The following is a 23,688-nucleotide window of genomic DNA, read 5'->3' as shown; positions in this document are numbered from 1 at the left end:
ATCCAATTTATAAACGAGGTGATCTGTATGGGCAAAGTGCGCATCGTCGTCGACAGCACGTCCGATTTGCCGAAAGACGTCCGAGAACGGCTCGGCATCGAGATGGTGCCGCTGAAGGTGCACTTCGGCAACGAGACGTTCCTGGATTCGGTGACCCTCGCGTCGAGCGACTTCTTCGTGAAGCTGGCCGGTACGAAAGAGATGCCGACGACGTCTCAGCCGTCTCCGGTCGACTTCGTGGACGTCTATAAGAAACTGCTGGAGGAGCCGGGTACCGCCATCATCTCCATCCACTTGTCTTCGGCCTTCAGCGGGACGTACCAATCCGCCGTGCTCGCGAAGTCGCTGCTCGGCGGGGATCCGAACATCCATATCGTCGATTCGAAGAGCGCGTCGCTCGGCTTCGGCATGCTCGCGATCGCGGCGGCGGAGGCGGCCGCGAACGGCGCGGACGTCGAAGCTATCCTCGCTCGGATCCGGAGCTTGAAGGAGCAGACGCAGTTGTACTTCCTCGTGGACACGCTGGAGTACCTGCACCGGAACGGCCGAATCGGGAAGGCGTCCGCCGTATTCGGCTCGCTGCTCAACATTAAGCCGATCTTGTCGATCGATCCGGAGGAAGGCGTCATCTACCCGGTCGACAAGGTGCGGGGCAGCCGGAAGGCGATGGGGCGGATCGTCGAGCTGCTGCAAGAGAAGTTCGACGGCAAGTCGATCGACGTGATGTTCGTGCATGCGAACGCGCGCGCCGGGGCGGAGGAATTCGAGGGCGTTCTGAAGGAACGGTTCGACGTGAAAGACGTGTCGTATTTCGAGCTCGGCCCCGTCATCGGCACGCATGTCGGCCCGGGCACGCTCGGACTGTTCGTCACGCCTGCGGAAGCATGACGCAAGATTTGTACGCGATCCCGGTGGAACAAGTGCGCGGCGTTGGCGAAGCCAAGGCGCGCGAGCTTGCTTCCTTCGGGATTTTTTCCGTCGGCGCGCTGCTCGATTCGTTCCCGATCCGGTACGAAGACTTCCGCATCCGCCCGCTGGAGGAGACGCCGGACGGGGAGAAGGCGACGGTGTCCGCCGTCGTCATGAGCGAGCCGAACGTGCAGCGATTCGGCAAGAAGACGCGCATGGTGTGCAAGGCGGCCTCCGGCTCGATCCTGTTCACCGCCGTATGGTTCAATCAGCATTACCTGAAGGATCGGCTCCCGTACGGCGGGGAAGCGGTGCTGACCGGCAAATGGGACAAGGCCCGCAAGCAGCTGACCGTCTCCGGCACGGAGTTTCCGAATTCGCGGGTGCAGAAGGCCGGCTCCGTCATTCCGGTATACGCCGTCGGCGGCGAAATTACGCAGCCTTGGATGCGCAAGGCGATAGCGACGGCCCTCGATCAGTTCGGGGATGCGATGCCGGAGCTGCTGCCGCCGGAGCTCGTCCGGAAATACCGGCTGCTGCCGCGGCGCGACGCGGTCCGCGGCATCCATCTGCCGGGCGGCGCCGTGTCCGGCGCGGACGCGCGGCGGCGCCTCGTCTACGAGGAGCTGTTCTTGTTCCAGCTCAAGATTCAGGCGTACCGCGCCTGGGCGAACCGGCGCAAGGAAGGCGTCGCGCACCGGTTCGACCGCGAGGAGGTGCGGCGCTTCGTGCGGGCGCTGCCGTTCGAGCTGACCGATTCGCAGAAGAAGGTCATCGCCGAAATTTTAAAGGACCTCGAGTCGCCGCACAGCATGAATCGCTTGCTGCAGGGCGACGTCGGCGCGGGCAAGACGATCGTCGCCGCCGTGGCGCTGTACGCTTGCGTTCGCGGCGGCTTGCAGGGGGCCTTGATGGTGCCGACCGAAATCTTGGCCGAGCAGCACGCGAAGTCGCTGCGGCGCTTATTCGAGCCGCACGGCATCGAGGTCGGCCTGTTGATCGGCTCGCTCCGCGAGCGGGAGCGTCGCGACGTGCTCGCGAGCCTGCAGAGCGGACTCGTCGACATCGTCGTCGGCACGCATGCCCTCATTCAGGAGGACGTGTATTTTAGAGGTCTCGGGCTCGTCGTCACGGACGAGCAGCATCGGTTCGGCGTGGCGCAGCGCAGCATCTTGCGCCGCAAGGGGCTGCATCCGGACGTGCTGACGATGACGGCGACGCCGATCCCGCGCACGCTCGCGATCACGGCGTTCGGGGACATGGACGTGTCCACGCTGCGGGAGCTGCCGAAGGGGCGGCTGCCGATCCGCACGACGTGGGTGAAGCACTCCGGCATGGACGAGGTGTTGGATCTCATTCGCCGGGAGATGGCCGCGGGCCGGCAGGCGTACATCGTCTGTCCGCTGATCGAGGAGTCGGACAAGCTCGACTTCCAGAACGCGCTCGACATGTACGCGCAGCTGCAGGCGGTGTTTCCGCCGGCGGCCGTCGGGCTGCTGCACGGCCGGATGGCGGCGTCCGAGAAGGACGACGTCATGGGCCGGTTCGCGGCGGGCGACATCGGCGTGTTGGTGTCGACGACGGTCATCGAGGTCGGCGTCGACGTGCCGAACGCAACGGTTATGGTCGTGTACGACGCGGAGCGGTTCGGTCTGTCGCAGCTGCACCAGCTGCGGGGCCGCGTCGGGCGGGGGGCGCATCAGTCGTACTGCGTGCTCGTAGCCGATCCGAAGTCGGAGCAGGGCCGCGAACGGATGCGCGTCATGACGGAGACGAACGACGGCTTCGAGGTCGCGCGCCGCGATCTCGAGCTGCGGGGGCCGGGCGATTTCTTCGGCACGAAGCAGAGCGGCGCGCCGGAGTTCCGGCTCGCCGACCCGTCGGCGGACTTCGCGGCGCTGGAAGCGGCGCGCGACGACGCGGCGGAGCTCGTGCGGGGCGATACGTTCTGGACGGGCGCGGCGTACGCCGATTTGCGGGCGCTGCTCGCCCGGGAGCAAATTTTGGACGGCGATTTGATCGATTAGGCGGCAGGAACGGGGCGGTCCCTTGGGGCCGTCCTGTTTGCGTCCGCAAGTCCCATCCTGGGTCTGCAAAAAGTACATTTCGCGAGAGACATCTATTCCGCCGCGGGCATGCTGAAAGGGAAAGACTCCCGCTTAAAACAGGAATAGACGTCCGAAACTCTCGTCAAGCGGGAAATTGTCCGTCTTCTTCCGCCAAAACCAACGCTTTCTTTAATTTCCGGTTGAGAAGGTGGAGGGTTTCCCGTTCGCTAATTCGGTCGCCGCCCCGCGTATGCGGCTCCGGGCGTTGGGGTGCGCCCTTTTCCCGTACAAAAAAGCAGGTTCCGCCGCCTCCCCACATACAATAGGTAGCGTAGTTTGTACCTCGGGAGGCGATTCGATTGCCCGCATACGAAAAGTACGGCATCAGCGTTCAGATGGTGGACCGCGTGAAGACGAAATTGAAAGATCCCGCGACGAAGGAACGGCTCAAGACCGCGGTCGGCACCGTGACGAAGGCCGATCTGCAGAGTCGTTCGACGGTGAAGCGGCTCCTGAGCCTCGCCTGCAAGGCGCTCGACGAGAAGCTGACGGACGCGCAGAGGGAGAACGTCATCCGCTTCGTGCTCGATCAGAAGCTCGATCCGAACAACCCGCTGCATTTGATCAAAATGTGGAATTTGTTCCGCTGATCGTTTCGCCTCTGGATAAGAATATATGTTCGGTGTATAATAAGTCGTAACCGCCCCCGAACATATATTCTTATTTTTCTGCCCAGGTAAGGTGATGACCGATGAATCATAGCGGAAGCCGCATCGTCATGATGGCCGACATGCAGAGCTTCTACGCCAGCGTCGAGAAGGCATGCCGGCCCGAGACGGCGGGCAAGCCGGTCGTGGTGGCCGGGGACCCGAAGATCCGCTCGGGCATCGTGCTGGCCGCCTGTCCGATCGCGAAGCGGTACGGCGTAACGACGGCGGAGCGGCTCGGCGAGGCGCTGAATAAGTGCGCGGATCTGATCGTCGTCCGTCCTCGCATGCAGACGTACATCGACGTCTCGATGCAGATTACGCGCATTCTGGAGCGGTACGCGGACGCGGTGGAGCCCTTCTCCATCGACGAGCAGTTCTGCGAGTTGACCGGCAGCCTTCACCTCCACGGCGGGGACGCGGAAGAGACGGCGAGGCGCATGCAGCGCGAAATTCTCGAGAAGACGGGCGTCTACGCCCGCGTCGGCATCAGCGACAACAAGGTGCTGGCGAAGATGTCATGCGACCAGTTCGCGAAGAAGAACGCGGCGGGCGTATACATCCTGCGGAAGGCGGAGGTCGAGGAGAAGCTGTGGAAGGTGCCGGTGCAGGGCATGTTCGGCGTCGGCAGCCGCATGATGAGGCATCTGAACCGAATGGGCATCTACACGATCGGAGACCTCGCGCGCACGCCCGTCGAGACGCTGAAGCGGAAGTGGGGCATCAACGGCGAGGTGCTATGGCGCATTGCCCACGGCATCGACGATTCCCCCGTGACGCCGGGCACGCACGAAGGGGCGCAGCAGGCGATCGGGCACGGCATGACGCTGCCGCGCGATTACGCGGAGGCGCGCGACATCGAGACGGTGCTCTTGGAGCTCTCGGAGGAGGTGTGTCGGCGCTGCCGGTTCCGCGGGGTGATGGGCCGCGTCCTGTCGGTCGGCTGCACCGGAGCCGGCTTCGAGTTCGGCTTCTCCCGGCAGACGACGCTGCTCATGCCGACGCAGGTGACGAATCACGTGTACCGCGCGGCGAAGGAGCTGTTCCGCGTCCACTGGGACGGCCGGCCGGTCCGTCAGGTAAGCATTGCGCTCGGCGGCCTCGTACGCGACGATACGTACCAGCTCGAGATCGACGACGAACGCGAGACGTACCGCGCGCTCGAGCGGGCGACCGACGGGATCAAGGCGCGTTTCGGCGTATCGTCGCTCGTGCGCGCCGTATCGGCGGGACTCGCCGGGCAGGCGTACGGCCGCGCGGCGAAAATCGGCGGGCATTACAAGTAACGAGGGCAACGGCGACGAAAGACCGAAAGACCGAAAGACCGAAGGAGGCGCGCTTATCATCATGACGACACGAGGAAAAAAACTGCGCGGCAACGGCATATGGGAGGCGTCGCGCATGATGCTGCCGGAGCACAAGTCGGCCATTCGCACCCATCGCACGAGATTGAACGAACGGACGAAGCCCGAGCTCGACGAGCAGCGCGTCGAGGAGCTGTCCGCGTCGCTCGCGGAGGCGCTGGAGACCGGGGCCGCGACGGCCGTGACGACGTTCGGCGCGTACGGCGACGAGACGGCGGTCGGCGTCGTGGCGAAGATCGACCCGATCGAACGGTATGTGAAGCTGACGACGCCGGAGGAGACGCTGTGGATCCCGTTCGGGGACATCGTGCACGTGACGCTACGCCGCCCGGATCGATAATCCCTTCTTGCAATCCGGCGGGATCTATTGTAAGATGCATTTGTTCGGCAAGATTGGTAACGCCGATACGCAGACGCACGCGCAAGCGCAAGGAGGATTCCGCCGACCGATGGAGCAATAACACTGATTCGATACGCTTATGACAACTTGACGCGAGAGATGCGGCAAGCGCTCTGCCTATGGCGGAGGGAAGCGGAATCGGTGTGCCTTCGGGACCGGACTCTTTAAGCGATGCGACGTTCGTTGGTTCGCGACGATTTTATTTGGCGAACCTTCCAGCGCGCATTCCGTCCATGCGTCCCTGCATGCACCCATAGTTTCGTTCACCCCAACGCCCGGAGCGATCAGCTTCCGGGCGTTTTTTGGCGCGTTTGACCGGATCCGGAGCACCGACGCACCGACGCCGCAACGCCGAGGCGAAGCCGGCGGCGGGAGCGTACGACAACGGCAAAGGGGAACGACCTGTATGTTTATAGTGAAAACGAAAGACCTCGAAAAAGAGTGGAACGGTAAGACGATCTTTAAGGGCGTCACGATGGACGTCCGCGAAGGCGAGAAGCTGGCGCTGTTCGGCCGCAACGGCGCGGGCAAGACGACGTTGCTGGCGCTGCTGCGCGGCGACGAGGAGCCGACGGGCGGCACGATCCAGCGGTTCGTCTCGGCGGAGTCGTGGGGCTCGCTCGATCAGCATCCCCGCGTCGACGGCGAGCAAGCCGCGATCGACTACGTGCGCGAAGCGGATCCGCGCGTCGCCGCCGCGGGGGCGGAGCAGCGGGCCGCCGAACGGGAGCTGCGGGGTGCCGCGACGCCGGAGGAGCAGGCGGCCGCCGCGGAGCGGTACGGCGAGGCGTTGGACGCATACGCGGCGGCCGGCGGCTACGCGTGGGAAGCCGAGGTAGAGCGGGCGCTGCGCCAGGTCGGGCTGCAGCCGGAGACGTGGGAGCGACCGTTCGGGTCCTTAAGCGGCGGGCAGCAAACCCGCGCCGGGCTCGCGCGCCTCGTCGTCCGAAGGCCGAAAGCGCTGTTCCTCGACGAGCCGACGAATCATCTCGACGAGGAGACGCTTCGCTGGCTGCAAGCGTGGATCCGCGAGTATCCGGGCGCCGTATTGGTCGTCTCGCATGACCGGACGTTCCTCGACGCGGTCGTGGATCGGATCGTCGAGCTGACGCCGGACGGCGCGAAGTCGTACAAGGGCAACTACGCCGCCTTCCGCGAGCAGAAGGAGCTGGAGCGAAAGACGCAGGCGGCGCTGTACCGGAAACAAGAGCAGGAGCGAGAGAGCATCGAAGCGTCGATCCGTATGTACCAGCAGTGGTACTTGATGGCGAGCCGGGACGCGGCGGACGCCGAGCTCGGCATCGCGAAGCCGTACTACGCCGCAAGAGCCAACAAGCATACGGCGCGGTACCACGCTAAGGAGAAGGAGCTCGAGCGCCTCGACCAAAGGCGGGTCGAGAAGCCGCGCGAGGCGGACCGGCTGAAGGTCGCGTTCAAGGAAGGCGCGTTCGAGGCGAAGACGTTGATCCAGGCGGAGGGCGTCGCGTATCGATACGAGAACGCCGGAGCGCCGATCTTCGCGGGCGGCAGCCTCGCCGTGCATCGCGGCGACAAGCTGGCGGTCGTCGGGCCGAACGGGGCCGGCAAGACGACGCTGCTGCGGCTGCTGACGGGCGAGCTGGCGCCGATCGCCGGGACGATTCGGCGTCATCCGGAGCTGCGCATCGGCTACTTCTCGCAGCAGCTCGGGCACCTGCGGGACGAAGAGACGCTGCTCGACAGTCTGCTCCGCGTGCCGGACATGACGGAGTCGTTCGCGCGGACGATTCTCGGCTGTTTCTTGTTCAGACGCGAGGACGTCTTCCGCCGCATCGGCGATTTGAGCATGGGGGAGCGGTGCCGCGCCGCCTTCCTGCAACTGTACTTCAGCGGCGCGAACCTGCTGCTGCTCGACGAGCCGACGAACTATCTCGACATCGAGACGCGGGAGCGGATGGAAGAAGCGCTCTCGGCATACCCCGGCGCACTGATCGCCGTGTCGCACGATCGTTATTTCCTGCGGGCGGTCGCCTCGCGCGTTGTGACGCTGTCCGGCGGCGGGGGCGCGTGGCGCGTCCACGAGAAGACGTTCGCGGAATACGAAGCGGACGACCCGGCGCCGCCGCCGTCGCCGGAGGCGAGAGACCGAGACGCGGCGATTCGTCTCGCGGAGCTGGAGCGGGCGGCGCTCATGGCGAAGGCGGAGTTATCGGAAGAGGAACGCGAGCGACTGCCTGCGCTGACCCGAGAGATCGAGGCGCTGCGCGGAGGGCGGCAATGAGCCGTCCCCGCCGATAGAATAGGCCATGGGGCGCCAAGAAAGAACGTTCGCAAGCGTTCCCGCACTCGATCCTGCAAGAAAAAGAAGCCGCTCGGACGCCGAGCGGCTTCTTCTACCGATCTAGATAAAACCCGCCCATTCGATGTGAAGTTCGCCGGGCTCTTCTTCGACGACTTCCTCGAGCGCCGCTTCCGCGGTTTCGACCGGCTCGGCCGCTTCCGCGGACAACTCTTGTTCTTTATCCGTCACGACGAAGTTCCTCCTTTAGCGGCGGGGGGACCCGCGCCTTTTTCGACAAACCAAAGATACAACATGCGCGTCATATGGAAGGTGATCAAGAGCGTCAACCAGGTCCAGTGCCACGACCAATGAATGGATCGGACGAGATCCGTATACCGTTCGATTCCGATCTCCAGCGCCGTCATCCAAGTCGGGAAGAAGACGTACCACCCGAGCTTCGCCCAGACGCCGCGCCGCTCCGGATAGCGCAGCGTGAAGGCGACGCAAGTCGCCGGGTAGATGAAATCCTCGAAGGAGAAGCTCGTGAACGTCGCTTGCGGAAACTCCCGAACGGGGTAAGCAAGTAAGCCGTAGGGACGACGAGTGCGATTCGATCCAGCGGCAAGGCCGCGACCTCCCCCGCTCCTTCCGCACCTGATCTAGGTACGGCATTAGTTTGCGCTCCCGTTGGGAGATGATTACATAGGGACAACGCCAAAAAAAGGCAGGCCGCACCAAAAGAACCCTTGGCTCAAAAGAGCCAAGGGAGGCGAGGGGAGAGGACCGATGCTCTATAGAAATAGAATGGAATGCAAACCGGGGAGGATCACTCCCCGGCCGTTATCATCGAATCAATGATCCTTCAGGTTGTACACTTTATCTGTAAGCCCTCTTCGAACGATCTCTCGGTGCAGCATCTCGATGAAATCCCCTTCCAGCTCAAGACTAACGGCTGTAATGTATGCCGCGATCAATGCTTCGTCAGGTAAGGTTCGCATGATATCTCCTTTGCAAGCAACCGGCCCCTTCCCCTTGCCCGAGGATTATTATGGCATTCCTCGGAGAGACAAAAAAACCAGCCCCTTCCATGGGAGGGCGATCCGCATTTGGAATCCCGGTAAACTTTTCGAAAGAATGACGACAAAAAAAGCGCATAGCACGAGGCTATACGCGAGTTTTCCGCCGGAGCCTGCTTTCGCAGACTCCTTTCATGGGAGAGGAGAAACCGGACGAAGAGCTTATGGGGAAACGTAAGTCTTCTCCGCGGTTGTCTACGACATACAAGATGTCGTTAGCTCTAGCATTGCCAGTCCGGGAAGTTTTATACATCGGGCGCGGAACTTTTTTCAAATGGCCGCAAGGTGTGTTACCATATTTTCGACACATTCAGAAAACGAGTACGCGCGATGGGGGTACGAAGCGTGAGAGTCATCTCGGGAAGCGCGAAGGGGAGGCCGCTGAAGGCGGTGCCGGGCACCGGCACGCGGCCGACGACGGATAAAGTGAAGGAAGCGCTGTTCAGCATGATCGGGCCGTATTTCGATGGAGGCGAAGCGCTCGACTTGTTCGCCGGCTCGGGCGGACTCGGCATCGAGGCGCTCAGCCGCGGCATGAACCGGGCCGTATTCGTCGACAGCGACCGGAAGGCGGTCGAGACGGTGCGGGACAATGCGAAGGCGGCGAAGGTGGAAGGGGCGGCGGAAATTTATCGCAACGAGGCGATGTTGGCGCTCAAGGCGCTCGCGAAGCGGGGGCGGACGTTCGACTTAGTGTTTTTGGATCCGCCGTACCGCATGAAAGACGTGCCGGATTACTTATTATATATGGAAGAGCACGGCATGCTGCGCGACGGGGCGACGGCGGTGGCGGAGCATGAGGCGTCCCATGCGTACCCCGAAGCGTTCGGCGGTTTCGCGCTGCGGCGTCGCGCCGATTACGGCGATACGGCGGTTAGCATCTACAGCTATCAGAAGGAGATGGAGTCATGAGCGATGCGTCGGCAGGAGTAGGACAAGCGCCCTTGAAGGTAGCGGTATACCCCGGGAGCTTCGACCCGGTAACCAACGGGCATTTGGATATTATTCGCAGGGCGGCGAAGCAGTTCGATCGGCTGATCGTCGCGGTGCTGAACAACACGTCGAAGAAGCCGTTGTTTTCGCTTGACGAGCGGATGGAGCTGCTTCGAGAGGTGACGGCCGATCTGCCGAACGTGGAGGTAGACGGTTTTCGGGATTTGCTCGTCAATTACATGACGCACAAAAACGCGCACGTCGTCGTGCGCGGATTGCGGGCCGTGACCGATTTTGAAAACGAGCTGCAGCTCGCGTCGGCGAACCATATGCTAAATCCCGACGTGGAGACGTTCTTCATGATGACGAGCCCGCAATATTCGTTCCTCAGCTCGAGCATCGTGAAGGAAATCGCCATGTTCCGAGGCCCGGTGGCCGATCTGGTGCCGCCGAGCATCGAGAAGGCGCTGCGGGCGAAGTACGACTGAATCGCAGCGCATCGGAGAAGGAGCTACCGGACCGCGGAGCTTCGGATCCGTCGGAACAGGCGGATCGCGGCCGACAAGGCGAGGGCGGCGAGCAGGAAGACGCCGAGCGCTTGGGCGGAAGCGGCGTAATACGGCAGGGCGCCGCCGAAGGCGACGATCGGCTCCGCGCTCGGCGTAGCGCCGCCCGGACGTACGGCGAACGCTTCCGTCGCGACGCCGAACCAACGCAGCAGCGGGTTCCAGAGCGCGAAGGCGAGCGCGAAGGCGACGGCCGCGTGCGCGAGCCGGGCGAGCAGGAACGGCGCGTACCGGAGATCGGTGCCGCCGATCAGGCTCTTCACCTGCGCGTGGACGGACAGTCCGCCCCAGCCGATCACGGCGCTCAGCAGCGCGGCCGTCCATGCGCTCGGCGGGCCGCCGTGCGCGATCGCGTACGCGCCTAGATGCACCTCGAACGCGGCGGCGAGCGCGCCGCCGGCCAACACGGACGGCGCTTCTCGCTGCAGCAGCGCTCTCCACAGCCATTCGAGCGCTTCGCCGACGCCGATGAGCGACAACAGCTGCAGCAGCACGGAGAAGACGATCATGAGGCCGCCGAGGACGAGCAGCGACTGTACGGCGGAAGCGACCGCGTCGCCGAGCAGCCGCCCGAGGGGGCGGCCGTCTTTGCGATGGGCGTCCGCCATGACGGAGGCGAGCGTCCGCGGACCGCTTCGAGGGGCGACGCCGAGGCTCGGGATCGGGGCCGGCGCCGGAGCCGGCGCGATCGAACCGCCGAAGCGGGTCCGCCCGATCAGCACGCCGACGACGAGCGCCGACAGCAGATGGATCGCGACGAGCGGCAGTCCGAGCTCGGGGCGGCCGAGAAAGCCGGCGGCGACGACGCTCGTGAGAAAGATCGGGCTGCACAGATGGGATAAAGCGAGCAGGCGGTCGCCTTCCGCGCGGCTGACGACGCCGTCCCTGCGCAAGTCGGCGGCCGCTTTGGCGCCGCTCGGGAAGCCGGCGGCGAAGCTCATCGCGACCGCCCAGCCGCCGGCCCCGGGCAAGCGGAACAGCAGCCGCATCGCGGGAGCCATCATCGCGCCTAGCGCATGCACGACGCCGAAGCCGAGAAGCAGCTCGGACAGGATAAAGAAGGGGAGCAGCGCCGGGAAGACGAAATCCCACCACACTTTCAGCCCGGAGAGCGAAGCGTCGAACGCTTGCCCGGGGTACGCGACGATGAGGGAGACCATCGTGACGGCTGCGAGCGCCAGCAGCCCGGTTTGCGCGCGGCTGCCGGCGGCTTGGTTTCGATTCATGCGTAAGACCCCCGGACCATACATAGAGTTGGTACAAGTTTACGCGCCGATCGCGCAAAAAAGACCAAGCCCCGCATGCGGAGAGGAGGCGGTCCGATTGAGAAGACGCCGTTGGCATTCCTGGCTGAGCGTCGCTTGGCCGGGATTCGCCGGTTTGATGGGTACGATCGCGATATGGTTTTTGATCCCGGTTCCTTATATCGTATACGAACCCGGTCCGGCCGCGGAGACAAGGCCGATGGTCGAAACGAAGGCTGCCGCCGATCGGGACGCCGTCCCGTCGGAAGGCGCGTTCCTCATGACGACGGTGCGGTGGACGTACGCGAACGTCTTCAAATACGTCGCCGCGACGTATGACCCGGATGCGGAAATTTACGAGAAAGAGACGATTACGCGGGGGGCGAGCCGCACCGATTACGTCCATCGGCAACGGCTGCAGATGCGCTCGTCGCACAGCGACGCGTTGGAGGCCGTCTACCGGTCGCTCGGCATTCCGTACGAGGCGCGCACGCAGGATATCGTCGTCTTCTCGGTGCTGGACGGCTTCGCGGCCGACGGCGTGCTTCGACCGGGCGACCGGCTGCTCGCGATCGACGGCAAGCCGGTCGAGCGGGACGAGGACGTCCGGGCGGCGATGGAGGGCAAGGCGGTCGGAGAGGAAGCGGAAGTGACGTTCCGCCGGGGAGGCGCGAAACAGACGGCGCGTCTGACGCTCCGGGCGCTGCCGAATTCGGAGCCGCCGAGGCCCGGCATGGGCATTACGTACGGCGCGCTGCTAACGATCGAAAGCGAAGATCCCGCGTACCGGGTCGACATTCGGGCGGGATCGATCGGCGGGCCGTCGGCGGGACTGATGTTCGCGCTGGAGATGTACGATCGATTCACGGAGGGCGACTTGACGCGCGGGTACAGGGTCGCGGGGACGGGGGAAATTGCCCCGGACGGGAGCGTAGGCACGATCGGCGGCGTCGTCCATAAGGTGGTCGGCGCCCATCGGAGCGGCGCCGAGGTATTCTTCGTGCCGCCGGGCAACGCCGAGGCGGCGCTGGCGAAGGCGGCGTCGATCGGCACCGACATGGACGTCGTGACGGTGGCCTCCCTGAAGGAGGCGCTCGACTATTTGGCGTCGCTGCCCGAGAAGTCGACGCGAATCGGCGGCTTGTAGTAGTCGGCGAACCACTCGTCCGGCCCCGACGACGCGTAGCCGAGCGCGTACGCCGCCGTCGCCGCCGCGTCGAGCGCGAGCAGCGGATGCGGCGCCGCGGCGCCGACGTTCGTGACGATCGGCGCCGCGGCTTCGCGCTTCATCCGCGCGAGCAGCGTCCGGCCCGCTTCGGTGAAGCCGAGGACGCGCAAGTACGGCGCGCCGCCCCGCAGCGCCGCGCCGGACGTCGCGTCCTTCGCGTGCTCGAGGTAGACGGCGGCGAGCATGCGCTGCAGCTTCGTTCGCGTATACCGCTTCGTCTTCAGCGCATCGAGCAGCGCCTCCACGGACGCTTCCGGCCTTAGAGTCGGAAGCGTCTTTTTGATGCGGCCCTCGAGTCCTTCGACGACTTCGCGGACGGCCGCGAGCCGCTCCTCGGGCATCGTCAGGAGCCGATGGAACAGCGGCGTCCGATACCGCTCCCAATGCATCGGCGCGCGTCCCGCGTCCCATTCGCGCGATAGGATTCGCAGCGTCGCCGCCGGCGCGTACGGCTCGATCGCGGCCAGCGCCGACGCCCGATCGCCGCCGGCGTCCAGCAAGCGCTTCCGAATCGCCGTAGCGCTCGCGATGGACGCGTCCTCGAAGCCCGCGTCGTGGTAGCCGGCTTTCACGCGCCGGATCGTCAGCGGCTCGATATCGGCGCCGAGCCGCTCCCGCGCGAGCAGATAGTGGAAGCCGAGCGAGTTGTTCGGCTCGGCCAGCGCCCGCGCGGCGTCCGGCGAGCCCGTCAGCGCGGCGGCCGCCGCGGCGTAGGCGGCAGGGTAGGGGGCGCCGCGCTTAAGCTCGGCTTGCAGCAGGCCCGCGAACGACTCGGGCTCGGCCGCGAGCCGCTCCGCAAGCGAGCGGAGGGCGTCGACGTCGCCGCTCTCGCTGCCGAAGCAGAACGCGTCGACGACGCCGGTCCGCGCGAGGCAAGAGACGGCGCCGTACGCGAACCATTCGGCGGGCTGCGCGCTGTAGGCGACCGGCAGCTCGAGCACGAGGTCGACGCCGGCGTGAAGCGCGGCCTCGGCGCGCGCCCACTTGTTCATCAGCGCCGGTTCGCCGCGCTGCAGCCAGTGGCCGCTCATGACGGCGACGACCGCGCTAGCTCCGGCGGCTTCCTTGGACGCCGCCAGATGGTAGGCATGTCCGTTGTGCAGCGGATTGTATTCGACGATGACGCCTACGACGCGGCTCATATGCGGGCCGGCCTCCTCCTAAGCAAAAATACGCCCCTCCGCCGCGCGAGCGGAGAAGGGGCGACACGCGAGCCGCTCGCTTCAATCGGCGACGGCTTCCAGCCGGGCCAGCCGCTTCCGATAGACGAAGCGGGATAAGCCGACGCTGATTTCGTACAGCAGGAACAGCGGGATGATGACGAGGATGTCGGACACGAGGTCGGGCGGCGTGATGGTGACCGCGACGACCGTGAGCACCAAGTACGCGATCCGGCGCATCTTCGCGAGCCGCACCGGATTCAAGATGCCGAGCGATGTCAGAAACATGACGATGACCGGCATCTCGAACAATACGCCGAACGGCACCGTCATATTGATCATGAAACGGAAATACTTGTCCGCGGTATACGACGTCACGAAGTTGCCGGACAGGCCGCCGAGGAACGAAAGCACCATCGGGTAGATGACGAAGTAGCCGAAGGCGAGGCCGATCAGGAACAAGACGGCGAGCGCCGGGATGTACGCCAGCGACGTGCGGCGCTCCGTAGGCCGAAGGCCCGGCGACACGAACCGCCATACCTGAAAGCCGGCGACCGGGATCGTCACCGCGATGGCGAATACCCCGGCGATCATGAAGTAAACCCACAGCGGATCCGACGGACTGAGCACTTGGAGCTTGCCGTCCAAGTCCCGGGTCAGCCAGAGGTAGATGCGTTCCACGTAGACGAAAGCGCCGCAGAGAGCGACCAAGAAGGTGCACAGCGTGACGATAAGGCGCTTGCGCAGCTCCGCGAGATGTTCCGTAAGATGCATGTCTAGTTCGGTCATGTTAACTCCTGGAGACGAATTTAATTCTTGTTCGCGGACGACTTGTCTTCGTCCTTATCGTCGTGCGAGACGAGCTCGCGCGTGGACGACTTGAACTCGCTGAGCGTCCGGCCGAAGGCGCGGCCCAGCTCCGGCAGCTTGGACGGACCGAAGACGATCAGGGCGATGATCAAAATCAAAATCAAGCCCGGGATCCCGATGCTGCTGAACGACATAATTAAACAGCTCCCCGTGTGAAAATCGCGCGCGCGAAAGACGGGGAAGCCCCGTCTTCGCGTCGCGCGTTCATTGGTTCAACAAAGTGATTCCATTATATCAAACCTAAAGGACAAAGTGTATTAGAACTTGAATCCGGAAATCGCGACGACGGCGGGACGCGGTTGATCGTCTCCCTTGCGGTGCGGCCACATCGACGTCGGCTTCGCCGCGTCTTCCGTATTTTCGCCCGGATGCTGCACGGCGAGAAACAGCGTCCGCTCGTCGGGGGTAAACCAAGGGCCCGTCAGCTCGGCGTCCTTCGGCGCCGAGGCGAATTGCAGCGCCTCGCCCTTAGCGGGACCGCTGCTCGGAATGACGAACACGCCGTTGTTGCCGAACGCCGTGAAGACGCCCTTGTTCATGGAGCCGCTCGACATGTCCGTGACCGTCCAGAGGTCCCCGTTCGAATCGAACGTAATGTTGTCCGGCGCGGAAAATCCGCTCTGCCTTCCGCCCGCCGCGAAAATTTCGAAGTCGAACTCCATCGCGCCGAGATCGCCGTCCTTCTCCATATATCTCGTAATATGCCCATGAATGTTGCCGTGCGAGTCGTTGTTCGTATGGCAGACGAAGAAGGTGTTGTCGAACGGCGAAATTTCGATGTCCTCGGGACGGTCGGTCGGCGTGCCGCCGAGCAGCATGGCGACTTCGTGCGCGTTCACGACGACGTCGGCTTGCGTCTGGTATTTGTTTTTCCATTCCTCCGCCGTCCCTTTGCTCGGCTTCCAGCCTTCCTTTTCCATTACGGCCTTGAGGGCTTCGATCGTAACGGCCACCCACTTGCCGCTCTTCATGTTCGCGACGTACAGCGTGCCGTCTTCGAGCAGCTTGGCGTTCGATTTGCCTGCGGCCGGATTGTACTTGCCTTTGGAAACAAATTTGTACACGCCCGCGTCTTTCTTATCGTCGCCCATGTACACGACCACGCGGCCGTCTTTGGAAAGACCCATCGCCGTATTTTCGTGATTGAAGCGGCCGAGCGCCGTATGCTTGACGATCGGGGCCGACGCGTCGAACGGGTCGACTTCTACGACCCAGCCGTAATGCGTCACGTTCAGACCCGCGTCGCCGGCCGTCGTTTCGAAGTTTTCCTCGCAGGTGAGAAGGGTGTCCCAGAGCGTCATGCCGCCGGAGCAATTCGCGAACGTGCCTTGCACCGTCGTCGCGCCGCCTACCGTCTTGGAGCCGGCCGCGGGTCCGGACAGCCGAATGCCCTTCGTCAAGCCCGTCACGCGGCGGGCGAGGGTCGACTTCGCGTCCATCTTCCAGACGCCGTCCTTATCTCGGTACACTTCGATGACCGACCCGCCTTGGTTGTACAGCAGCTTCTCGATTTGCGCCGGGGTGAATTTGCCGTCCTTCTTTTCGCCGGTCACCCAAAGTTCGCTCGTATATTCGTGATTGACCCACAGCAGGCCGCGTTCGTTGGAGCCGTCGATCGGGAAGTACACCGTAAAATCGTTATTATAGCCGAAGGTGTCGCCTTTGGGGTTGATCACGTCGCCGTAGGCCGCCACGACGTCGTACTTAAAGCCCTTGGGAAGCACCAGCTCGTCATTCGTGGAGGGACCGATCGGTTCGAAATAACCGGACACCTTATTCGTCTTGAAGCCGAACATGTGGTCCGCCGCCGTCGCGGCGTTCGCCTTGCCGTCGAGCGTGCCGAGACCTGCGCTTGCTGCGGCGAGCGCGGCGGCGCCGGTGCCGAGGTATTGGAGGAACGTGCGGCGATTCATGGCTTTGTTCATTTGCGGATAGCCTCCCGAAATAATTGTGTATTCGCTAGTCATAGACAAGCATAGGAGGGAAATGTAAATAGAGTTTAAAGCGGAGATGAAGAATTTGTTAATCTAGTACTCGCTGCCTCGATTTGTTACAATGGGACAATGTCGGTCGAAAGGGAAGAGGATGATGAACAAAGGGAAGTGGACGGCGCTCGCGCTCGTCGGCGGTTTGCTGGCGGCGACGCTTGCGCCGAACGGAGCCGCGGTCGCCGCGAATCCGCCGATCGAAATCCGGTTCGACGGCGAGACGCTCGTCTCGGACGCCGAGCCGTTCATTAAGAACGGAACGACGTTCGTACCGTTCCGCGCGCTGTTCGAAAGGCTGGGACTCGAGGTCGGCTGGGATCCGGCGACGAAGACGGTCACCGGACAAGGCGGCGGCGTCGCGATCACGCTGCGGGTCGGGAACGCGGAGGGCATCGTGAACGGCGATGCCAAGACGATGCTCGAACCGCCGGCGATCGTGGGCGGACGCACGTTCGTGCCGCTGCGCTTCGTCAGCGAGAACGCCGGCGCCGACGTCGCCTGGAGCGGCGCGGAGCGGCTGATCACGATCGTCACCGGACCGCCGATCGCGGATCGGGAAGCGGCGGTGCGAGCCGCGTACGAGGCGTACGTCGCGGCGGCGAACCGGGAAGACGCTTCGGCCGTGCAGCGCGCGCTGCACGCGCAGTCGCCGCTGCGGACGACGCTGTACAAATCCGTGGCCGACGCGTTCGCGCGCCGCGACGTCGAGACGACGGTCGAGTCGCTCGTCGTCGAGGAGCTGCACGGCGGTCAAGCGACGGTGCTCGTCACCGAATCGAATCGGCGAACCGCAGGCGCCTATTACGTCGACAACCGCGTCGATCTGAAGGTGTCGATGCGACAGGACGCGAGCGGGGCGTGGGCGATTTACGACGCCGCGACGCTAGGGCAGGAGTGGCTCCAGCCGTTCGGCGCGGACACGGGCGCGGACATCGATTCGAACGACGAGACGATCGCCCGGAATACAATCGCATCATATATGGAAGCATTAAATCGAGAAGATCTCACCGCCGCTCTTCGACTCGTTCACGTCGATTCGCCAATGCGAAGCGCGACCGAGAAGACGCTCGCCTGGATGTTCGATACGTACGAGCTGTCGCACGAGCTGGAGGACGTCCGGGTGCTGGAACGCGCCGGCGACGAAATGTACGTCCATACGGTGCAGGCGACGCGGAAGTCCGCCGGACCGAAGCTGGCCGACGTGCGGACGCGATCGATCCATACGCTCCGGCTCACGAACGGGCAATGGAAGCTCTATGCCACGATCCAGGGCGAAGTCGAGGCATTGTCCATTCCGCAATAGTTGTTGACAAACCGTTGATGCACTGGATATAATAAACTTTGTGTGTTTGAGGTGATGCTTCGTGAACCTGAATTTGCGCGAGCTTGCGCTCCGCGGCGCTCCGATCGAATTGAACGGCCGGCTGCCCCTCGAAGAGGATGTAACCGGACGGAACGACGTTCGAGTCGCCGGGCCGTTGGAAGCAAGATTGACCGCGCGTTCCGATTCCGGAACGGCGATCGTGAACGGAACGCTCTCGGCCGACTTGGAGCTGGTTTGCTCGAAGTGTCTGCGGGCGGTTTCGGAGAAGACGGAGGTTCCGGTAACGGAGTTGTTCACGTTGCAGCGCGGAATCGCCGAGCGCGACGAGGATGTTCATCTCGTCCACGAGGAGATCGTCGACTTGACGCCGTACCTTCGCGACGCGTTCGTCGTACAGCTGCCGATGGCGGCGGTGTGCGGGGAATCGTGCAAGGGGCTGTGTCCCGTCTGCGGCAAGGACCGGAACGTCGAGTCCTGCGATTGCGTGCAGGAGAAGATCGATCCGCGGCTCGCCGGTCTCAAAGATTTTTTCAAATCTTAACAAACTACGGTGTTGTTTCACGAGCACTCTCGCAAGGAGGTGGGAACATGGCAGTACCATTTGCAAAAACGTCGAAGATGCGCAAGAACAAGCGCCGGACTCACTTCAAATTGGAAGTTCCGGGCATGGTTAAGTGCGATCACTGCGGCGAATTGAAATTAGCCCATCACGTATGCGGAGTTTGCGGGACGTATAAATCTCGCGACATCGTGAAGCAAGGCTGATCATCCGAATAAAAGAAGCATCTCGATTCGATCGAGGTGCTTTTTTTGTTGCATGATTTTGGGTAAGTACTATATACTAGTATTAAGACTAGGTACTAATCATTAACGTCATAGAAGATTAACGTTGCGCACCCGGGGGTGTCCGTCATGGAGCGATTACCGAAACCGAAGCGCCAGGAGCGTCTGGCGGAAACCTTGCGATCGAATCCGTTCGTCACCGACGAGGAGCTGGCGGGGGACTTCGGCGTCAGCATCCAGACGATTCGTCTCGACCGGATGGAGCTCGGCATTCCCGAGGTTCGGGAAAGAATAAAGCAGATGGCCGCCGTCTCGCAGAGCATCGTGCGGTCGCTGCCGATGGACGAAGTGATCGGAGACGTCATCGACCTGCAGTTGGACAAATCGGGCATCTCGATCATGGAAATCGGCGAGGAGCACGTGTTTTCCCGCACGGGCATCGCGCGCGGACATCATATTTTCGCGCAGGCGAATTCGCTGGCGGTCGCTTTGATCAACGACGAGGTCGCGCTGACGGCGTCGGCGGACATCCGCTATTTGCGGTCGGTTCGGCTCGGCGAGCGATGCGTGGCCAAGGGCTACGTCAAGTCGGCGCCGGGGGACAAAGGGAAGGCGAAGGTCGAAATTTTCACGTACGTCGGAGAAGATCTAGTGTTTCAAGGACATTTCGTAATTTATCGGTCGGGCAAGTCGGCCGATGCCATGAGAGGAGATTCGGTCGATGCGAATCGCCATTGACGCGTTCGGGGGAGACAACGCCCCGGAAGGAATCGTAGCGGGCGCCGTGGAAGCGGCGAAAGAATATACGGAAGCGATGATCACGCTCGTAGGCGACGAGGCGCGCGTCCGCGAGCTGATCGCGGCGAACGGAGGGTCGGCGCTCTCGAACCTCTCCGTGCGCCATGCGTCGGAGGTCATCGCGACCGACGAGGAGCCGGTGCGGGCGGTGCGCCGCAAGAAGGACGCGTCGCTCGTCGTCGCCGCCGCGATGGTGAAGGACGGAGAGGCGGACGCCGTCATCTCCGCGGGCAACACGGGCGCCTTAATGACGGCGGGCTTGCTCGTCGTCGGTCGGCTGAAGGGCATCGAGCGTCCGGCGCTGGCGCCGATGATTCCGACGATGGACGGCGTCGGCGTGCTGGCGCTCGATCTCGGCGCCAATATGGACGCGACGGCGGAGCAGCTGGCGCAATATGCGGTCATGGGCAGCGTGTACCGCGCCAAGGCGCACGGCATCGCCTCGCCGCGCGTCGGGCTGCTGAACGTCGGGACGGAGCCGGGGAAGGGCAACGAGGTGACGAAGGCGGCGTATCCGTTGCTGGAAGCGGCGCCGATTCGATTCGTCGGCAACGTCGAAGCGCGCGACGTGTTGAACGGCGTGTGCGACGTGCTCGTCTGCGACGGCTTCGTCGGCAACGTCATGCTCAAGTCGCTCGAAGGGACCGCCTCCGCGCTGTTCGGCGCGCTGAAGCAAGAATTCACCCGCAATGCGATCAGCAAGCTCGCGGCGGCGATTTTGAAGCCGGGGCTGAGCAAATTCAAGAACAAGATGGATTATAAAGAGGTCGGCGCGGCGCCGATGCTCGGGCTGACCGGCATCGTCATGAAGAGCCACGGCTCGAGCGACGCGCGGGCGATCAAGAACGCAGTGAGGCAGACCGTATCCGCGATTCGATCCGACGTCGTAGGTACGATCCGCTCCGAATTGGGGAAAGGGGTATGAGCGGCATGATGATGGGGAGACCGGTCGGCATTCTCGGGACGGGACACTACGTACCGGAGAAGGTGCTGACGAACGCGCAGCTGGAAGCGATGGTGGAGACGAACGACGAGTGGATCGTGACGCGGACGGGCATTAAGGAGCGCCGGATCGCAGCCGACCATCAGGCGACGTCGGATCTGGCCTACGAAGCGGCCCGGATGGCGCTTTCCAATGCCGGCATTACGGCGGATCAACTCGGCTTGATCGTCGTGGCGACGATGACGCCGGACGTCATGTGCCCGTCGACCGCGTGCATTCTGCAGGATAAGCTCGGCGCGAAGAAGGCGGCGGCGTTCGATCTCGCCGCGGCGTGCTCCGGCTTCGTGTACGGCCTCGCCAACGGCGCGAACTTCGTCGCCTCCGGGATGTACGATTACGTGTTGGTCGTCGGCGCCGAAGTGCTGTCGCGCGTGACGGATTACACCGACCGCAATACGTGCATTCTGTTCGGCGACGGCGCGGGCGCGGTCGTCCTTGGCGCGACCGAGGAAGGCCGCGGCTTCGAAGCGTTCGAGCTCGGCGCCGACGGCGCGGGCGGTCCGCTTCTTCGCGGGGGCTGCGTCGGCGGATCGCGTTATCCGAACAAAGAGTGTCTGCCGGAAGGCGTGACGCATTACATCTGGCAGAACGGCCGGGAAGTGTTCAAGTTCGCGGTGCGGATCATGGAAAACTTGACGGAAAGCGTGCTCGCCAAAGCCGGCAAGTCGAAGGAAGACATCAAGCTGCTCGTCCCGCACCAAGCGAACATCCGCATCATTCAGGCGGCCATGGACAAGCTCGAGCTGACCGAAAACGAAGTCATGATCAACGTCGACCGCTACGGCAACATCTCCGCGGCGACGATTCCGATCGCCCTGTCCGAGGCGGTCGAGGCCGGTCGCGTATCCAAGGGCGATACGGTCGTGCTCGTCGGCTTCGGCGGGGGCCTTACGTGGGGCGGCGCCGTCTTGACTTGGTAAGACGCGCCTCGCGCGCAGGGTTCGCGAAGAGAACGGAAGGATGAATATCGGGAGGGCGAACGAACGATGGGCAAGATCGCATTCGTCTTCCCCGGCCAAGGCGCGCAAGCGGTCGGCATGGGGAAGGACGCACTACATATCCCCGCGGTAAAGCGGTTGTACGAGGCCGCCGACGAGGCGGTCGGGTACGCGTTATCCGGCATCGTCTTCGACGGGCCGGAGGAGCGGCTGAAGAGCACGGCCAACACGCAGCCGGCGCTGCTCACGACGAGCCTCGCGTACCTCGAGGCGTTCCGGGAAGCGGGCGGCGCGAAGCTGACGCCGGATTACGTCGCCGGGCACAGCCTCGGCGAATGGACCGCCCTTGCGGCGGCGGGGGCGCTTCCGGCGGCCGAAGCGGCGCGGCTCGTGCACCTGCGGGGCCGCTTCATGGAAGAGGCGGTGCCCGGCGGGCAAGGCGCGATGGCGGCCGTGCTCGGCGCGGAACGCCAGGCGCTGCAGGCGCTGTGCGACGCCGTCTCCGGCGAAGCGGGCCGCGTGGAGCTCGCGAACGTGAACTGTCCGGGGCAGATCGTCGTGTCGGGCTCGCGGGCGGGCGTCGAAGCGGTCGCGGCGCGGGGGAAGGAAGCCGGCGCGAAGCGCGTCATTCCGCTCGAAGTGAGCGGACCGTTCCATTCCTCGCTCATGGCGCCCGCGGCCGAGCGGCTGGACGCACTGCTCGGCGAAGTCGCGTTCGCCGCGCCGTCGACGCCGCTCGTCGCGAACGTGACGGCCGACGTCGTCGTCGACCCGGAGGACATCCGGGGATTGCTCGTGAAGCAGGTGTGCGCTCCGGTGCTGTGGGAAGACAGCGTGCTGCGCCTGATTGCGCTCGGCGTCGATACGTTCGTGGAATTCGGCCCGGGGGCGGTATTAAGCGGATTGATTAAGAAAATCAATAAAGACGCGCGCATCGTGACGGTGAACAGCGCGGAAGCGGCGGTCTCCGCCGTTCCCGCGCTGTTGTAACCGCCGCGCCTGCGCGGGAGGAGGAATCGGCATGCTGGAAGGCAAAGTGGCGCTCGTCACCGGCGCGTCGCGCGGCATCGGCCGGGCGATCGCGATCGAGCTCGCGAAGAACGGAGCGGACGTCGTCGTCAATTACGCGGGCAACGAAGCGGCCGCGCTCGAGGTCGTCGGCGCGATCGAGGCGCTGGGACGGTCGGCTGCGGCGGTCAAGTGCAACGTGGCGTCCGCGTCGGAGGTGGACGCGATGGTCGCCTCCGCGATCGAACGATTCGGGAAGATCGACATTCTCGTCAACAACGCCGGCATCACGCGCGACAATCTGCTGATGCGGATGAAGGAAGAAGAGTTCGACGAAGTCATCGACACGAACCTGAAGGGCGTATTTAACTGCATCAAGGCCGTGACCCGGCCGATGATGAAGCAGCGGAGCGGGCGCATCGTGAACATCTCGTCCGTCGTCGGCGCGCTCGGCAATCCGGGACAAGCGAACTACGTGGCGGCGAAGGCGGGAGTCATCGGGCTCACGAAGTCGGTCGCGCGCGAGCTCGCGTCCCGGGGCATTACCGCGAATTGCGTCGCTCCGGGCTTCATCGAAACCGATATGACCGACAAGCTGACCCCCGAGCTGAAAGAAGCGATGCTGAAGCAAATTCCGCTCGCCGCTTTGGGTCAGCCCGAGCAGATCGCGAAGGTCGTTCGGTTCCTCGCATCCGACGAGTCGTCTTACATGACGGGCCAGACGCTTCACGTCGACGGCGGCATGTATATGTAAGACTTGCAGGATATGGCTTTTTGCTTGTCCGTCTCGTATAATACCAAATGAGGAGGTGAACCGGATGTCCGACGTATTGGATCGCGTGAAGAAAATTATCGTCGACCGCCTTGGCGTAGATGAGGCTGAAGTGACGCTTGAAGCTTCTTTCAAGGAGGACTTGGGCGCCGACTCGCTTGACGTCGTCGAATTGGTAATGGAGTTGGAAGATGAGTTCGATATGGAAATCTCCGATGAAGATGCGGAGAAGATCACTACCGTAGGCGAAGTAGTGAATTACATACAAGCTCATACGTAATCAAGTGGACACCAACGCAAGTCCCGTCT

The 23,688-nt window shown here is 63.5% G+C and carries 26 protein-coding genes; 18 read left to right on the top strand and 8 right to left on the bottom strand.

The window, feature by feature from the left end:
- Positions 1 to 27: 27 nt before the first annotated feature.
- The 6 genes from RIN49_RS16970 to abc-f all read left to right on the top strand — a co-directional run bounded on the left by RIN49_RS16970 (position 28) and on the right by abc-f (position 7,688).
- A complete protein-coding gene (locus tag RIN49_RS16970; RefSeq protein ID WP_309121344.1) occupies positions 28 to 888 on the top strand; it encodes a DegV family protein in 861 nt (286 codons plus the stop codon).
- The gene (recG, locus tag RIN49_RS16965; protein WP_309121343.1) at positions 885 to 2,936 is read left to right on the top strand and encodes an ATP-dependent DNA helicase RecG; all 2,052 of its coding nucleotides are present in this window, start codon (positions 885 to 887) and stop codon (positions 2,934 to 2,936) included. Before RIN49_RS16970 ends, recG begins: the two co-directional genes overlap by 4 nt.
- Before the next feature lie 380 nt (positions 2,937 to 3,316).
- A complete protein-coding gene (locus RIN49_RS16960; protein ID WP_309121342.1) occupies positions 3,317 to 3,607 on the top strand; it encodes a stage VI sporulation protein F in 291 nt (96 codons plus the stop codon).
- Between the two features lie 101 nt (positions 3,608 to 3,708).
- The gene (locus RIN49_RS16955; RefSeq protein ID WP_309121341.1) at positions 3,709 to 4,950 is read left to right on the top strand and encodes a DNA polymerase IV; all 1,242 of its coding nucleotides are present in this window, start codon (positions 3,709 to 3,711) and stop codon (positions 4,948 to 4,950) included.
- A gap of 61 nt (positions 4,951 to 5,011) precedes the next feature.
- Positions 5,012 to 5,368, top strand: coding sequence for a YolD-like family protein (locus RIN49_RS16950; protein ID WP_309121340.1), 357 nt, complete (start codon positions 5,012 to 5,014; stop codon positions 5,366 to 5,368).
- A 466-nt stretch (positions 5,369 to 5,834) separates the two neighbouring features.
- Positions 5,835 to 7,688, top strand: a complete 1,854-nt coding sequence (gene abc-f, locus RIN49_RS16945) for a ribosomal protection-like ABC-F family protein (RefSeq protein ID WP_309121339.1) — start codon at positions 5,835 to 5,837, stop codon at positions 7,686 to 7,688.
- Between the two features lie 120 nt (positions 7,689 to 7,808).
- On the opposite strand, the gene RIN49_RS16940 is transcribed toward abc-f, so the two are convergent.
- The 3 genes from RIN49_RS16940 to RIN49_RS16935 all read right to left on the bottom strand — a co-directional run bounded on the left by RIN49_RS16940 (position 7,809) and on the right by RIN49_RS16935 (position 8,686).
- Entirely contained in the window at positions 7,809 to 7,937 is a 129-nt protein-coding gene (locus RIN49_RS16940) for a hypothetical protein (protein WP_309121338.1), read from the bottom strand.
- Positions 7,934 to 8,347 (bottom strand): CBO0543 family protein, encoded by a 414-nt coding sequence (locus RIN49_RS28835; RefSeq protein WP_375295263.1) that lies wholly within the window; start codon positions 8,345 to 8,347, stop codon positions 7,934 to 7,936. Before RIN49_RS28835 ends, RIN49_RS16940 begins: the two co-directional genes overlap by 4 nt.
- Positions 8,348 to 8,539: 192 nt before the next feature.
- Positions 8,540 to 8,686 (bottom strand): sporulation histidine kinase inhibitor Sda, encoded by a 147-nt coding sequence (locus RIN49_RS16935; protein WP_309121337.1) that lies wholly within the window; start codon positions 8,684 to 8,686, stop codon positions 8,540 to 8,542.
- Between the two features lie 423 nt (positions 8,687 to 9,109).
- On the opposite strand from RIN49_RS16935, the gene rsmD reads away from it, so the two are divergent.
- Positions 9,110 to 9,676: a 16S rRNA (guanine(966)-N(2))-methyltransferase RsmD gene (rsmD, locus tag RIN49_RS16930; protein WP_309121336.1), complete on the top strand. Its 567-nt coding sequence runs from the start codon at positions 9,110 to 9,112 to the stop codon at positions 9,674 to 9,676.
- Positions 9,673 to 10,185 carry a pantetheine-phosphate adenylyltransferase gene (coaD, locus tag RIN49_RS16925; RefSeq protein WP_309121335.1) on the top strand — a complete coding sequence of 171 codons (513 nt, stop codon included), beginning with the start codon at positions 9,673 to 9,675 and terminating at the stop codon, positions 10,183 to 10,185. Before rsmD ends, coaD begins: the two co-directional genes overlap by 4 nt.
- 23 nt (positions 10,186 to 10,208) lie before the next feature.
- On the opposite strand, the gene RIN49_RS16920 is transcribed toward coaD, so the two are convergent.
- Positions 10,209 to 11,489 carry a nucleoside recognition domain-containing protein gene (locus RIN49_RS16920; protein ID WP_309121334.1) on the bottom strand — a complete coding sequence of 427 codons (1,281 nt, stop codon included), beginning with the start codon at positions 11,487 to 11,489 and terminating at the stop codon, positions 10,209 to 10,211.
- Positions 11,490 to 11,586: 97 nt separating this feature from the next.
- On the opposite strand from RIN49_RS16920, the gene RIN49_RS16915 reads away from it, so the two are divergent.
- The gene (locus RIN49_RS16915; protein WP_309121333.1) at positions 11,587 to 12,654 is read left to right on the top strand and encodes a YlbL family protein; all 1,068 of its coding nucleotides are present in this window, start codon (positions 11,587 to 11,589) and stop codon (positions 12,652 to 12,654) included.
- Here RIN49_RS16915 and RIN49_RS16910 read toward each other — a convergent pair.
- From RIN49_RS16910 to RIN49_RS16895, 4 genes are all read right to left on the bottom strand, one after another.
- On the bottom strand, positions 12,606 to 13,877 hold the full coding sequence (locus RIN49_RS16910) for a nucleotidyltransferase (RefSeq protein ID WP_309121332.1): 1,272 nt from the start codon (positions 13,875 to 13,877) through the stop codon (positions 12,606 to 12,608). The genes RIN49_RS16915 and RIN49_RS16910 overlap by 49 nt on opposite strands.
- A gap of 81 nt (positions 13,878 to 13,958) precedes the next feature.
- On the bottom strand, positions 13,959 to 14,684 hold the full coding sequence (gene tatC / locus RIN49_RS16905; RefSeq protein WP_309121331.1) for a twin-arginine translocase subunit TatC: 726 nt from the start codon (positions 14,682 to 14,684) through the stop codon (positions 13,959 to 13,961).
- A 20-nt stretch (positions 14,685 to 14,704) separates the two neighbouring features.
- Positions 14,705 to 14,899 (bottom strand): twin-arginine translocase TatA/TatE family subunit, encoded by a 195-nt coding sequence (tatA, locus tag RIN49_RS16900; protein ID WP_309121330.1) that lies wholly within the window; start codon positions 14,897 to 14,899, stop codon positions 14,705 to 14,707.
- Positions 14,900 to 15,022: 123 nt separating this feature from the next.
- Entirely contained in the window at positions 15,023 to 16,690 is a 1,668-nt protein-coding gene (locus RIN49_RS16895; protein WP_309121329.1) for a PhoX family protein, read from the bottom strand.
- Between the two features lie 160 nt (positions 16,691 to 16,850).
- Between RIN49_RS16895 and RIN49_RS16890 the strand changes: the two genes are divergently transcribed.
- The 9 genes from RIN49_RS16890 to acpP all read left to right on the top strand — a co-directional run bounded on the left by RIN49_RS16890 (position 16,851) and on the right by acpP (position 23,659).
- Complete coding sequence (locus RIN49_RS16890; RefSeq protein WP_309121328.1) at positions 16,851 to 18,056, top strand: copper amine oxidase N-terminal domain-containing protein; 1,206 nt, start codon at positions 16,851 to 16,853, stop codon at positions 18,054 to 18,056.
- A gap of 61 nt (positions 18,057 to 18,117) precedes the next feature.
- Positions 18,118 to 18,618, top strand: coding sequence for a YceD family protein (locus RIN49_RS16885; RefSeq protein ID WP_309121327.1), 501 nt, complete (start codon positions 18,118 to 18,120; stop codon positions 18,616 to 18,618).
- Positions 18,619 to 18,665: 47 nt separating this feature from the next.
- Complete coding sequence (gene rpmF, locus RIN49_RS16880) at positions 18,666 to 18,842, top strand: 50S ribosomal protein L32 (RefSeq protein WP_138196712.1); 177 nt, start codon at positions 18,666 to 18,668, stop codon at positions 18,840 to 18,842.
- Positions 18,843 to 18,989: 147 nt separating this feature from the next.
- Positions 18,990 to 19,598, top strand: coding sequence for a transcription factor FapR (gene fapR, locus RIN49_RS16875; RefSeq protein ID WP_309121326.1), 609 nt, complete (start codon positions 18,990 to 18,992; stop codon positions 19,596 to 19,598).
- Entirely contained in the window at positions 19,582 to 20,583 is a 1,002-nt protein-coding gene (gene plsX, locus RIN49_RS16870) for a phosphate acyltransferase PlsX (RefSeq protein WP_309121325.1), read from the top strand. Before fapR ends, plsX begins: the two co-directional genes overlap by 17 nt.
- Before the next feature lie 8 nt (positions 20,584 to 20,591).
- Positions 20,592 to 21,581, top strand: a complete 990-nt coding sequence (locus RIN49_RS16865; RefSeq protein WP_309121399.1) for a beta-ketoacyl-ACP synthase III — start codon at positions 20,592 to 20,594, stop codon at positions 21,579 to 21,581.
- Between the two features lie 66 nt (positions 21,582 to 21,647).
- Positions 21,648 to 22,589, top strand: a complete 942-nt coding sequence (fabD, locus tag RIN49_RS16860) for an ACP S-malonyltransferase (protein WP_309121324.1) — start codon at positions 21,648 to 21,650, stop codon at positions 22,587 to 22,589.
- A gap of 31 nt (positions 22,590 to 22,620) precedes the next feature.
- Positions 22,621 to 23,361, top strand: coding sequence for a 3-oxoacyl-[acyl-carrier-protein] reductase (gene fabG / locus RIN49_RS16855; RefSeq protein ID WP_309121323.1), 741 nt, complete (start codon positions 22,621 to 22,623; stop codon positions 23,359 to 23,361).
- 64 nt (positions 23,362 to 23,425) lie between these two features.
- Positions 23,426 to 23,659, top strand: a complete 234-nt coding sequence (acpP, locus tag RIN49_RS16850; protein ID WP_138196707.1) for an acyl carrier protein — start codon at positions 23,426 to 23,428, stop codon at positions 23,657 to 23,659.
- Positions 23,660 to 23,688: the final 29 nt, after the last annotated feature.

It is taken from the genome of Paenibacillus sp., from assembly GCF_031177825.1.
Classification (GTDB): domain Bacteria; phylum Bacillota; class Bacilli; order Paenibacillales; family YIM-B00363; genus Paenibacillus_AE.
The sequence above is the reverse complement of the archived record's forward strand: the minus strand, read 5'-3'. Positions and strand labels throughout refer to the sequence as shown.